We start from the raw sequence: 11,891 nt of genomic DNA, 5'->3' as shown, positions 1-11,891 counted from the left end.
GAGGACCGGATCCGGAATGTGGAACAACTCTCAACCACGAGGGCTGCGCAAGCGGTCGGCTCGTCAGCGGCACAACCCGCTTCTCCGGCGCTCGGACCGGATCGAGAACATGCTCACCCTCGCGGTCGTGGTGCTCGCCTTCGCGATGCTGCCCCTCGCCATCCTCGTGGGCGCCCGGACCATCGACAGTCAGCTGACGCTGGCGGAGAAGCAGGTCGCGGACTACCGCACCGTCACCGCCACCACGCTCGCCGACTCCACCGGTGTGTCCGTCACCTCCGACGTCGCACCGTCGGGCGTCGACACCGCCCCCGCCAAGTGGGCCTGGGGTGACGAAACCCGGCACGCCGACATCACGGTCGACCCCGCAACTCCTTCGGGAACGAAGCAGGACATCTGGGTCAACGCCGACGGCAACCTCACCACCGAACCGATGTCGTCGTCCGCCGCCCGCGTGGCCGGCGTGATCGCCGGACTGTTCACCTGGTTCGCGGTGATGATGATCGCGCTGTCCGGCTTCCTCATCTGCCGCGCCTCCCTGAACCGCTCCCGCGACGCGCAGTGGGATCGCGACCTCCGCCAGTTCCTGGATTCGACCACCCGGCACTGAGCCGGGATCAGCTGATCGCACCCCGGAATTCGACCGCGTGCTGCGCGGCCTGCGTGGTGACGGCGATGTCGGCAACCGGGTAGACGTGGAACTCGAAGAAGGGCCCGAACTTCGTCGGACCGTCCAGGATGTCGTTCGGATCGTCCGCCTCGACGAACGCGAATCCGCCGGTGCCGTCCAGGCGGCCGAGGAACTGATGGAAGTTCGCCCCTTCGGCCGGCGTCCATCTTGCGAACACTTCGAGGCTCCGCCGTGCGGCCTCCTCGTTCTCGGCGGCGGAACCGCCCTCACGCACCGTCCACGTAATCACGTACTTCATCGCACCTGTTCATCTCCTCGTGGAGTCGACGCACGGCCGTTCCGGACGTACCTCGAGCATTCCACCGCCGGAGAGGGAACGGAACGTTGCTGAGCCCGCCGAACCAACGTGCCGGTCTCGAACGGACGGTGTGACGGGCGGTTCCGCCTCCGCCTAGCTCAGCTGCGGGACGACCTCGCCGGCGACCAGTTCCAGGTGGTCGAGGTCGCCGAGGTCGAGGGTCTGCAGGTAGATCCGTTGCGACCCGGCCTCTGCGTAACGGCCGATCTTGTCGACGAGTTCGGCAGGCGACCCGGCGAGGCCGTTCTCCCGCAGTTCGCTCACCTCACGTCCGATGTTGAGGGCGCGCTTCGCGATCTCCTCCTCCGTCCGCCCGCAGCACAGGACGAGCGCGTTGGAGTACACCAACTCCTCGGGGTCCCGGTCGATCGTCTTGCACGCGACCCGGACCCGTTCGAACACCTCCCGCGTCTCGTCGATCGACTGGAACGGGACGTTGAACTCGCTCGCGTACTTCGCGGCCAGCGCGGGGGTCTTCTTCTTACCGGTGCCGCCGATCAGGACGGGCGGACCCTGCGGCTGCCGCGGCTTCGGGAGTGCCGGCGAATTCTTGACCGCCAGATGCGTCCCGTCGTAGGAGAACGTCTCCCCGAGCGGAGTGCGCCACAGTCCGGTGATCACGGCGAGGGACTCCTCGAGCCGCTCGAACCGCTCCTTCAGCGGCGGGAACGGGATGCCGTACGCATGGTGCTCCTCCTCGTACCAGCCGGCGCCGATGCCGAGGTCGACGCGACCGCCGCTCATCTGATCCACCTGCGCCACCGAGATCGCCAGCGGCCCCGGGTGCCGGAACGTCGCGGACGTGACGAGGGTGCCGAGGCGGATCGTGGACGTCTCCCGGGCGATGCCCGCCAGCGTGATCCACGCATCCGTCGGTCCGGGCAGGCCCTCGGTGTTCATCGCGAGGTAGTGATCCGAGCGGAAGAACGCGCCGTACCCGAAACGTTCGGCGGCCTGCGCCACCGCCAGAAGATCATCGTAGGTGGCACCCTGCTGGGGTTCGGTAAAGATTCGCAACTCCATGCGAACCACTCTGCCCGATCCCTGATCGGTACGCTGATTTCATGGCGAAGATCCCACTGAACCTGCCGAAACCGCTGGCCGACAAGCTGCCCGACGCGTTCGGGGGCTCCGCCGCCGGGGTGGTCCCTGTGGTGCGGCTGCAGGGGATGATCGCGTCCGGCGGAGCGGGTTTCGGGCGCGTGCTGAGCGCCGAGTCCGTCGAGGAACCGTTGCGGCGCGCGTTCACCACGCACGGCGCGAAGGCGGTGGCGCTGCTGATCAACAGTCCCGGCGGATCTCCGACGCAGAGCGAATACATCGCCGCCCGCATCCGCCAGCTCGCCACCGAACACGAACTGCCCGTGCTCGCGTTCTGCGAGGACGTCGTCGCGTCCGGCGGCTACTGGCTGGCCTGCGCGGCCGACGAAATCTACGCGACCGCCACCTCGGTGGTCGGCTCCGTCGGCGTCATCTCGGCGGGATTCGGGTTCTCCGAACTGATCGACCGCCTGGGCATCGAACGACGGCTGCATTCGGCAGGCGAGGCGAAGGCCCGCCTCGACCCGTTCTTCGCGGAGAAGTCCGAGGACGTGCAGTGGCTCGAACAGATCCAGGAAGGCATCCACGACGAGTTCCGCGACTGGGTGGTCGGTCGCCGCGGGGACAAGCTGAAGGCGGCCGAGGCGGAACTCTTCGACGGCGACGTCTGGCTGGGGCGCCGAGCCGTCGAACTCGGCATCGTCGACGGGATCGGCACACTGCGCGAGGTGGTGGAGAAGCGGTTCCCCGACGCCACGATCGAGATGACCGGGCCGCGCCGCTCCCTCTTCGCGAAACTCGGGCTGCCCGCCGCGAGCTGGGACGACGTGGCCGCCGCGATCGTCGGTGCGGCGAACACCCGCGTCGCCTGGTCGCGGTACGGGCGGTAGCTACTTCGGCACGACCACCCCGACCGGGCCCACCCCGATGCACACGGACAGGTCCGGGGTCAGGGTGCTCACGCGCAGGCTCTGACCGCCGCCGGTGAGCCGCACGAACACCGAGTTCGGGCCGCGGTGCACCGGCACCCGCACCGGGCTGCCGTCTTCCATCGCGACGGCGATCTCACCGTCTGCCGTGGCCAGGTAGTTGAGCTGCGCTGTCCACTCCCAGCCGGTCAGCGGCCCGTCGAGGGGAATCGGCTCGAAACTGCGCCGGTCCACCAGGTGCCCGCAGTCCGGGACGGTTCCGGGCTCGATCGCGCGCACCCACGTCACCTGGGCGTCGACCACCGAACCGGCGTCGTCGATCATCCGGAGGTCCGGGGTGCTGTCGGAGAACGCGGGGCGGTCGCGGAGCGGGGCGAAGACCCGGCTCACCAGGTTGTTCGGGTACGCCACCGGCAACAGCACCCAGATGGACGTGGGCTGCTGGAGGATCGGCGCGTCGTCCCGGTCGGCGAGCGACGCCCGCGCGGTCGCGAGGTAGTCGGTGGTCGGGTTCTCCTCCCAGCTGCGGGTGAACGTGTACGTCGACCACAGGCTGCTCGCGACGAACGCGACCACGGCACCGGCCGCCACCAGCGGCCGCAACCGGACCGGCTCGGCTCGGCGACGGGGTGCACGGGCGATCACGGCGACGGCGATCGCGAGGATCACCGCGGTGTCGGTGAAGTAGCGCAGGGTCTGCGCGAGTTCGTACGTGGTGTCCGCGCCCCACCGCGTGACGACCATCGCCGTCACCGACAGCAGGAAGTACCCGGCGGTGAGCACCCACACCCAGCCGATCCGCCGCTTCGGCCGGACCGTCGCGACGACCGCCGCGACGAGAACGACCCAGCCGACCACCTCCAGCGACGTCGACGGGGACGCCCACGGGGGACTCGGAATCCACCGCTCCCACGTCCACGGCCCACCCACGAACGTGGGCAGCAGGCCGAGCGACGTGCCGTGGTGGAGCAACTCCAACGCGCGCGACGCCCCCGCCCATTCCCACTGCGACGCGACGGTGGAGAAGTAGAAGCCGGCCCACACCGCGAGCACCGCCGCCGACGGGATCCACAGGGCCGCGCCCCGCCGCAACGTCGACCGCACCGGCCGCTCCCGCTCGCCGACGTGCGCGAGCAGGGCGACGGTCGCGAACGCGGCGAACGGGACGACGACGGACTTTTCGAAGAACAGCAGCGACACGATCAGCACGAGCGTGCCCGACACGGCGTACCGCCGCCGTCCGGTGCGGCACAGTTCGAGGGCGTCGCCGGCCACCCACGCCAGCGCGATCTGCAGAGGCAGCGCGTTGAGCGCCGCCGCCCACCACGCGAACGCCGGCACGGTCAGCGGAGAGAACAGATACAGCGCCAGCGGAACCAGCAGCACGGGCCGCGGGCCGAGGATCTTGCGAAGCAACCGGAACACCGCGTACGACGCCACCGCCTGCAGCACGACCATCGTCAGCATCGGCAGGATCCACTGATACGGCGCGATCCGCGTCGCGATACCCGCCACCACGAAGGCCCCCGGCATGAGGTGACCGTCGTGGTCGTAGAGCAGGAGGTCGCCCGAGAGCAGGGGGAGGCTGCCGCCGCGCCCGGCGAGGATCAGGTCGTCCCAGTAGAAGTCGCTGTTCGCGGCAACCCACGTCCGCACGAGAAGTTGCACCACGATCAGGGCGGCGGCCACCCGGAGGACACGGGCGGGCCCGAGGTCCCACCGCGATCCGGCGTCTTCCGTCATCGGTTTCCGAGATTACAGATTGGGTGGAACCAAACCGCGCCGGGCTGCGTCAGATCAAGTGTCGGGACATTTTCGCCCGGCACAGGTGGGGGAGACGACGGCCGGTCCGGAGTTCTCGGGTCGCTTCGCGGGCGATCCGAACTGGAGGGGTAATTCCGGGCCGAGCCGTCGGTCACCGAGTCCGAATGTTCACCGAGCTGCGATGTCAAATTCATCCACCGTTGTGGACCGTTCACCCGAAGCTGTCAACAATCCCGGATTCACATGCGCTCTGACCTGTGTATAAGCACCACTCACACTGTCCATAACTGTGTATGAACCTGTGGAAACTGTGGATAACTCGGCATTTCCGGTGGTGCAGCTCACACATTCTCCCCAAAAAGGACGATTCGGTCGTGGGCTGCCCGTATTCGCGGGCCGTGACAGAATCGGCAATGTGAAGTGGGTGCGGAGGGCATGAGCGTCGTCGTTCAGGTGTGCGCGCGATGCGCGGCCCGGTGGCCGGTCCTCGGCGCCCCGGCGCAGTGGTGCCCGCGCTGCCACGGTGTGCTGCTCGCGCCCGTCCGGACCGATCACAACCAGCCGCCCGCGAGCCGGGGATTCCGCTGGATCGCGCGGTCCCCACTGCAGCGCAGCGGTCTCGCGGCCGAGCCGCCGACGCCGAGCCCCACCCCGCACTACACCGAGATCCCCCGCTGGGGACTCCACGATCACGTCGAAGCCCCCTCCACCCGCCGGGACTGGCCGGAACTGCTCGCAAACAAGGCCGCGCGCTTCCTCACCGTCACCATCGGCCTGTACGCATTCGGAGTGCTCGCCGAACTGGGCCGGTACGCCGTCCTCCTCCGCAACCGGACCCGGCTGATCGACCCCACCGTGCTCGCCGTGTCCGACATCGCCGTGTTCCTCGGCCAGGCCGGCGGGATGCTCTTCGCGCTGCTGTCGGGAATCGCCGGAGTGTGCTGGCTGCTGCGCATGCGTCGCCGCACGTTCGCCCGGGCGAAGAAGTCCGACCCCCGCACGCCGACCGACGTCGTCGTCGGGTGCGCGGTGCCCGGCCTGAACCTGGTGATGCCGGGAGTCTTCCTGCTCGAGGTGATCCGCCGCGACCCCCGCGCGGTCCTGCTGGTCCGCGCCTGGTGGAGTCTGTTTGTCTTCGGTGCCGTGCTCGTTCTCTTCAACTGGTTCTGGCGGTCCAGGCCGGGCCTGCAGGCCATGGCGGACGGCGTTCTGCTGGCCGCATTCACGGCGCTGGTCGCCTCGGCGACCGCGCTCCTCGCGCTGATGGTGCTCCGGCGGCTCGAGGGCCGGACGCTGAAGGGCACGAAGGAACCCGTCACCCGCTGGGTGATCGCCACCGATCCGCTGCCGCGGAACGATGCGGACAAGCCCGCCGCGAAGTCGGCCGAGAAGACGTCCGGGGACGCCGACCGGGAAGCCGTCGCATCGTGAGCCCCGACCGGCGCGGGCCCCTCGTGGTGGCCCACCGAGGCGCATCCGCCGCCATGCCGGAACACACGCTCGCCGCCTACGAACTGGCCCTGGAAGAAGGCGCGGACGGACTCGAATGCGACGTGCGGCTCACCCGCGACGGCCACCTCGTCTGCGTCCACGACCGCACCGTCGACCGGACGTCCACCGGCACCGGCGTCGTCAGCGAGATGACGCTCGAGGAACTGGCGGAGTTCAACTACGGGACCGAGGAGGAGCCCGCCGAACTTCTCGAGCTGAGCGCGCTGATCGCGCTCACCCTGGACTGGACGGCGCGCCCGGTGAAACTCTTCATCGAAACCAAGCACCCCGTGCGCTTCGGCGGGCTGGTCGAAAGCAAGGTCCTCGCCGAACTGCAACGTTTCGGCATCGCCGCACCCCCGTCCGCCGACCACTCCCGCGCCGTCGTGATGTCGTTCTCCGCCGGAGCGGTGTGGCGGATCCGCCGGTCGGCGCCGATGCTCCCGACCGTGCTGCTCGGCGAATCCGCCCGGTACCTCGGCGGGGGAGCCGCGACCACCGTCGGCGCCACCGCGGTCGGTCCGTCGGTGAAAACGCTGCACGAACACCCGGACATCGTCGACAAGGCCGCCGCCGCGGGACGGGCCACGTACTGCTGGACCGTCGACAACCGCAGCGACGTCGAACTGTGCCGCGAACTCGGAGTCAGCTGGGTGGCCACCAACCACCCCGGGCGCACCAAGAAATGGCTGGCCTCCTGACCGGACCGGCGTCGGCGTGTAGGTTTTGGCGTCGTGGCAAAGAAGAGCAAGAGAAACAGTGGTCCGAAGCCGGGTAGCGCCCGCGCCGAGAAGCTCGCGCAGCGGCAGGCGGAACGGGAGAGCGCCGCGGCGGCCGTGACCCGGCCGTTCGAAGGCCTCGCCGCCGAATGCGATCTGGTGGCGCTGCGCGAGTTCGTCCCGTCGGCGACCGCCCCGCTCCCGGTCAAGGATTCGTCCCGTCCCGTGACCCTCGCGACCGTGCTGCCCGGAGCCGTCGCGGCGCTGGTCCGCGACGAGGGGGACAGCGCCACCGGGTTCGTCGGTGTGCAGGTCCAGGCGCACTCCGCCGACCTCGGCGCCGACCTGGCCGCGTCCGTCGCCTGGGTCCGTGATGCCGCCGCCGGCGAATCGCTGGCCTCCGCCAACCCGGGATCCGAGACCCCGGCACTGGCCGACGTGATCGACGCGGACGCACCGCTCGACATCACCGTGCACCAGGATTTCAACTGGTGGATTCCCGAAGGCGTGGAGCCGGCACCCGAGGTCGCGACGACCGTGCAGCACGCGAATGCGGCGATCATGCCGTCCGCGCGCGTCGAGGCCGAGGGTGTCGTCGCGGCGTGGTGGGTCGACGCGGGCGAGAAGGCGCACATCCGCTGGGTCCGCCCGGAGAACGAGGACGATCTGATGCTGGCCCTGGCACGCGTGCACGCGACCGGTGGCCTGCACCTCGGTGAGGGTTCGCGCTACGCCGGGTCCTTCCGGACACACGGACTGCTGGTCCCGGTGTTCGACCTGGACCGCGAGAAGCACGCGAACGAATGGGCCGCCGCCACCGTCGAACTCGGTCAGCGACTGGCCGAGGCCCTGGCCGTCGACGCGCCCCTCACCACCGAGGAGCGCCGCGCCCGCGACGGACTGCGGGGCCGCCAGGTGACGTTGCGATAGGCCCTCCGGGCCCGTGCGCCTTTCTGGTAGCCACCACAACCAGAAAGGCGCACGGGCGCGAAGCGCCTAGATGGAACCGCCCGCCGCGTGCGGTGCGCCGGACGTGTCTGCGGGGCCGCTCATCTCGCGTGCGACGAACTCCTCGAGGTCGAACAGGTTGCTGCCCGCGCGGTCGGCGATGGTCAGCAGCGTCGTCATGCTCGCGACCTCCTCGACCTGCTCCTTGAGGAACCACTGCATGAACTGCTCGCCGAGGTAGTCACCCTCCTCGCGGGCGGTGCTCGCCAGCTGCACGATCTGCTCGGTGACCGTCTTCTCCTGAGTCAGAGCGAGTGCGATCGGCTCGCGTGCGTTCTCGAACTGGCCCTTCGCCGCGTCGACACCCGACAGTTCCACCGAAATGTCGCGGTCGAGAAAGTACTGGACGATCATCATGGCGTGGTTACGCTCTTCGACGGCCTGCTTGTAGAAGTGCTTGGCCAGCTGCGGCAGGTCCGAGTTGTCGAAATAGACGGCAGTCGCGATGTACTGGTGTGACGCGTTGAATTCGTTGCGAATCTGGTCGTGAAGCAGAGCGTGGAATTTCGTCTTGTGCGCGTCAGTGGAAGTCATGAAATGGATAATATCGCTGGTCAGAGCACGTGTCATCCAAGTTCGACCTAATATTGGCAAGCGTTCCCAAACTAAAGTCAACCTAAATTCGGAACCATTCTGGTGACAATTTCCTTGTCTGAGCTGGCGGCGGATCACGGATGGGAACCGGGCAATCCGCGTCGGCGGCCCCGGGCTCGCGTATAAAATTCACAGCGATCTGACGACGCGGCCGGAGGGGCAGGCACATGTTGCGACGATCCGGTGCGTGGATAGCGTTTATTCTCGGTGCCGTTTTCCTGGGCGCGACGATTCCGGCTCCCGTGCAGGCCGACCCGTTGTATCCCTGGCCGGACCCCGACCCCTTCTATTCGGCCCCCGCCGACCTCGGGGTCCTGAATCCCGGCGACGTCGTGCGGACGCGGCGGATCGACACCTGGATGTACGCGAACTCCGACGGGTGGCAGATCGCGTTCCGGTCGACGAACTCTGCGGGACATCCGATCGTGGCCGTCACCACCGTGCTGCTTCCCCGCGGTGTCGCGAATCCTCCGCTCGTGTCGTATCAGGCGATCGTGAATTCGCTCGGAACCAAATGTGCCCCGTCGCACTCGCTGTTCAATCTGGAACTGCAGGAGTCGCCGGGCCTGTATCTGGGGCTGCAGCGCGGCTGGGCGGTGTCGGTGCCCGATCATCTCGGCCCGACGGGCGCGTACGGTGCCGCGAAGCTCGGCGGCATGATCACCCTCGACAGCGTGCGGGCGTTGCAGCGGGTGGCCGAACTGGGGTTGACGCACAGCCCGGTGGCGCTGGCCGGCTATTCCGGGGGTGGCATGGCCAGCGCGTGGGCGGCGGCGCTGGCCCCAACGTATGCGCCCGAACTGAAACTCGACGCGGTGGTGGCGGGTGGGATTCCCGCGGACCTCGAGCAGATGGCCCTGGGTCTGGGGTTCAATCCGCATCCGGGGTTCGGGCTCGCGTTCGCCGCCGCGATCGGTTTGGAACGTGAATACCCGGAGCAGCTGCCGATCTCGTCGCAGCTGAACGCGACCGGGCTGTGGCTGCGCGAGTGGATGTCGAACGAATGCCGCCGGTTCCTGCTGTTCCACGGCGCCTTCCGCAGCGCCGGACAGCTGGCCGCGTCCACCAGCCTCATGGCGAGTTCGGGTGCGCACCAGGTGTTGCGCGAGAACAGTTTGAGGTACTACGAGGGTGTCCCGACCGCGCCCCTCTACCTGTGGCACGGCACCCTCGACGGGCTGACGCCGTTCGATTCGATCGCGGAGACCGCGCACCGCTACTGCGCGGCAGGCGCCAGACTGACGTTCGTCCCGTACGAGATTTCCGAGCACATGACGACGGCAGTGGTGGGCTTTCCGGACGCGTACGAATACGTGGCCGCGCGATTCCGCGGCGAACCGGCGCCCACCCGCTGCTGACCCGAACGGGTCAGACGCCGCCGCCCGCCCTCTTCGGCGCACCCGGCCGGACCGGCGAGTTGCCGCTCATCTCGCGGGCGATGAAATCCTCGATGTCGAACAGGTTGTCGCCGGCGCGCTCGACGATCGTCAGGAGCGTGTGCATGCTTGCGACCTCCTCGACCTGTTCCTCGAGGAACCACTGGATGAACCGCTCACCGAGGTAGTCGCCGGTGTCGCGGGCCGTTCGGGCGAGTTTGGTGATCTGCTCGGTGACGGCACGTTCCCGTTCCACCGCCAGTGCGACGGGGGCGCGCACCGAATCGAAATCGGTGACCACGTCGTCGATGCCGGGGACGGTCACCTGGAGGTTGTTGTCGATCAGGTACTGGACCATCATCAGCGCATGGCCGCGCTCCTCGGCGGCCTGCGAATAGAACCGGTGAGCCAGTTGTGGGAGATCGTGCGAGTCGAAATAGACGGCCACCGCGATGTACTGCTGGGATGCGGTGAACTCGTTGCGGATCTGCTGCTGCAGGAGGGCATGGAACTCGCTGGGTGCCTTCGGCTCCGGGTGCGTCATGGGTGTCAGTTTACGGCCGCGCGTCACGGTCCGGTGGTGACCAGTTCGGCTGGGACCTGACGGTCGTTGGCCAGCGCGTCGAAGAACTGCGATGCCCGGTCGTGATCCCAGAGCAGCACGTTCCCGGAGCCGTCGACGTCCTCGAAACCGCCCACGGGGACGGTGGTGGTGACCATGTCGCCGCGAACCGCCCAGGCGAGTGCGGCCAGGTTCCAGATGTGGTCGCTCTCGTCGACGCGCAACGATGCGGCGGTGTCGGTGACGAGCGGCCAGACGCGGAACGGGTTGAGCCACGTCGCCGGACTGGTGGCCTTCGACATCAACGCCGCCATGAACATCCGCTGATGGTTCATCCGGTCGATGTCGGCGAGCGCGGTCGCGCGGCTGCGGACGAAGCCGAGCGCCTGCGCCCCCGACAGTTCCTGGCAGCCGGGTGCGAGGTTGATCCCCGCGAGTGGGTCGTCGATGGCGGTGTCCAGGCACATGTCGACGCCGCCGATCGCGTCGACGATGCCGGCGAATCCGCCGAATCCGATCTCCGCGTAGTGGTCGATGTGCAGACCGGACGCCTCCTCGACCGTCTGGGTCAGCAGTTGCGGACCACCGAACGCGAACGACGCGTTGATCTTGTCCTCGCCGTAGCCGGGGATCGACACGTACGAGTCGCGCGGGATGCTCACCATCGTCGCCGGGCCGCCGCCGCTGGGGACGTGCACCACGATGATGGTGTCGGTGCGGTCGGGACCGCTGTTGCCGCCGGTCGACAGCTGCTGTTCCTGCTCGGGGGTCAGCCCGGTGCGGCTGTCCGAACCGACCAGCAGCCAGTTCGTGCCGGGGGTGTCACCGATCCGGCCGGGGTAGTCGGCCAGCGCGTCGATCCGGTTCAGCGAACTGTCGAGGTAATAGGTCATGCCCGCGAGCGCCATGACCAGCACCAGGAACAGGATGCCGATGCGACGCCCCCAGTGCCGTGGTCGCCTGGGCCTGCGCTGCTGCGGCGGCTCCGGGGCCCGCGACGGTGCGGGCGGCGGCGGAGGTGGTGGCGTGCGCGGGGGACGCCGGTCGGGCACCTGCGGTGGCGGTGGCGGTGGTGCGTCGCGGTACGGCTGCGGCGTCTGGGTGGGTGCGTAGCCGCGCGGACCCTGCGGCGGGGCCGAGCGGGACAGTTGCGGTTCCGGGGCCTGCGACCAGGCCTGCTGGGGCGGCGGCGGGGCGCCCCAGCCGTCGCGGCGGATCACCTGGGTGCCCTCCTGCGGCGGCGGACCCTGACGTGGCGCGGGGTGTCGCGGGCGAGGCGCAGGAGGCCCCTGTTGCGGCGGACCCTGCGGCGGCACCCGCCGCGTCTGCGGAGGAACCCGCTGGTCGGGAGGCGGGATTCGGCGGTTCGGGGGTGGCGGCACCTGCTGCCCGCCCGGCGTCCGCCGAGGCGGACGGGG

The 11,891-nt window shown here is 68.9% G+C and carries 12 protein-coding genes; 6 read left to right on the top strand and 6 right to left on the bottom strand.

Annotated features, from left to right (window positions below; genetic code table 11):
• Positions 1–16 precede the first annotated feature (16 nt).
• The gene (locus BLV94_RS25425) at positions 17–610 is read left to right on the top strand and encodes an Rv1733c family protein (RefSeq protein WP_072938689.1); all 594 of its coding nucleotides are present in this window, start codon (positions 17–19) and stop codon (positions 608–610) included.
• Positions 611–617: 7 nt separating this feature from the next.
• Here the strand turns inward: BLV94_RS25425 and BLV94_RS25420 are convergent, their stop codons facing one another.
• Positions 618–929: a DUF3303 domain-containing protein gene (locus BLV94_RS25420; RefSeq protein WP_072938686.1), complete on the bottom strand. Its 312-nt coding sequence runs from the start codon at positions 927–929 to the stop codon at positions 618–620.
• A gap of 153 nt (positions 930–1,082) precedes the next feature.
• Positions 1,083–2,012 (bottom strand): LLM class F420-dependent oxidoreductase, encoded by a 930-nt coding sequence (locus BLV94_RS25415; protein WP_072938683.1) that lies wholly within the window; start codon positions 2,010–2,012, stop codon positions 1,083–1,085.
• 41 nt (positions 2,013–2,053) lie between these two features.
• Between BLV94_RS25415 and BLV94_RS25410 the strand changes: the two genes are divergently transcribed.
• Positions 2,054–2,920: a S49 family peptidase gene (locus BLV94_RS25410; RefSeq protein ID WP_072938680.1), complete on the top strand. Its 867-nt coding sequence runs from the start codon at positions 2,054–2,056 to the stop codon at positions 2,918–2,920.
• On the opposite strand, the gene BLV94_RS25405 is transcribed toward BLV94_RS25410, so the two are convergent.
• On the bottom strand, positions 2,921–4,702 hold the full coding sequence (locus BLV94_RS25405; protein WP_072938678.1) for a hypothetical protein: 1,782 nt from the start codon (positions 4,700–4,702) through the stop codon (positions 2,921–2,923).
• 456 nt (positions 4,703–5,158) lie between these two features.
• On the opposite strand from BLV94_RS25405, the gene BLV94_RS25395 reads away from it, so the two are divergent.
• From BLV94_RS25395 to BLV94_RS25385, 3 genes are read left to right on the top strand one after another with little or no spacing between them, the layout of a single operon-like run.
• The gene (locus BLV94_RS25395; protein ID WP_072938673.1) at positions 5,159–6,154 is read left to right on the top strand and encodes a DUF4328 domain-containing protein; all 996 of its coding nucleotides are present in this window, start codon (positions 5,159–5,161) and stop codon (positions 6,152–6,154) included.
• A complete protein-coding gene (locus BLV94_RS25390; RefSeq protein WP_072938670.1) occupies positions 6,151–6,915 on the top strand; it encodes a glycerophosphodiester phosphodiesterase in 765 nt (254 codons plus the stop codon). Before BLV94_RS25395 ends, BLV94_RS25390 begins: the two co-directional genes overlap by 4 nt.
• Positions 6,916–6,948: 33 nt before the next feature.
• Positions 6,949–7,863, top strand: a complete 915-nt coding sequence (locus BLV94_RS25385) for a DUF5926 family protein (RefSeq protein WP_005248874.1) — start codon at positions 6,949–6,951, stop codon at positions 7,861–7,863.
• A 66-nt stretch (positions 7,864–7,929) separates the two neighbouring features.
• Here BLV94_RS25385 and BLV94_RS25380 read toward each other — a convergent pair whose 3' ends face one another.
• Complete coding sequence (locus BLV94_RS25380; protein ID WP_124390723.1) at positions 7,930–8,475, bottom strand: ferritin; 546 nt, start codon at positions 8,473–8,475, stop codon at positions 7,930–7,932.
• 227 nt (positions 8,476–8,702) lie between these two features.
• Between BLV94_RS25380 and BLV94_RS25375 the strand changes: the two genes are divergently transcribed.
• Complete coding sequence (locus BLV94_RS25375) at positions 8,703–9,893, top strand: lipase family protein (RefSeq protein ID WP_072938664.1); 1,191 nt, start codon at positions 8,703–8,705, stop codon at positions 9,891–9,893.
• Positions 9,894–9,903: 10 nt separating this feature from the next.
• Here the strand turns inward: BLV94_RS25375 and BLV94_RS25370 are convergent, their stop codons facing one another.
• Positions 9,904–10,455, bottom strand: a complete 552-nt coding sequence (locus BLV94_RS25370; protein ID WP_072938662.1) for a ferritin — start codon at positions 10,453–10,455, stop codon at positions 9,904–9,906.
• 23 nt (positions 10,456–10,478) lie between these two features.
• Complete coding sequence (locus tag BLV94_RS25365) at positions 10,479–11,693, bottom strand: LCP family protein (protein WP_244163661.1); 1,215 nt, start codon at positions 11,691–11,693, stop codon at positions 10,479–10,481.
• Between the last annotated feature and the right edge of the window lie 198 nt (positions 11,694–11,891).

The organism is Rhodococcus koreensis (genome assembly GCF_900105905.1).
Taxonomy (GTDB): domain Bacteria; phylum Actinomycetota; class Actinomycetes; order Mycobacteriales; family Mycobacteriaceae; genus Rhodococcus_F; species Rhodococcus_F koreensis.
This window is presented reverse-complemented; position numbering and strand designations above follow the sequence as displayed.

Coding starts and splice junctions, on each gene's coding strand:
- BLV94_RS25425 (WP_072938689.1), top strand. CDS start 17: ATGTGGAACAACTCTCAACCACGAGGGCTGCGCAAGCGGTCGGCTCGT.
- BLV94_RS25370 (WP_072938662.1), bottom strand. CDS start 10,455: ATGACGCACCCGGAGCCGAAGGCACCCAGCGAGTTCCATGCCCTCCTG.
- BLV94_RS25410 (WP_072938680.1), top strand. CDS start 2,054: ATGGCGAAGATCCCACTGAACCTGCCGAAACCGCTGGCCGACAAGCTG.
- BLV94_RS25420 (WP_072938686.1), bottom strand. CDS start 929: ATGAAGTACGTGATTACGTGGACGGTGCGTGAGGGCGGTTCCGCCGCC.
- BLV94_RS25380 (WP_124390723.1), bottom strand. CDS start 8,475: ATGACTTCCACTGACGCGCACAAGACGAAATTCCACGCTCTGCTTCAC.
- BLV94_RS25375 (WP_072938664.1), top strand. CDS start 8,703: ATGTTGCGACGATCCGGTGCGTGGATAGCGTTTATTCTCGGTGCCGTT.
- BLV94_RS25395 (WP_072938673.1), top strand. CDS start 5,159: ATGAGCGTCGTCGTTCAGGTGTGCGCGCGATGCGCGGCCCGGTGGCCG.
- BLV94_RS25415 (WP_072938683.1), bottom strand. CDS start 2,012: ATGGAGTTGCGAATCTTTACCGAACCCCAGCAGGGTGCCACCTACGAT.
- BLV94_RS25405 (WP_072938678.1), bottom strand. CDS start 4,702: ATGACGGAAGACGCCGGATCGCGGTGGGACCTCGGGCCCGCCCGTGTC.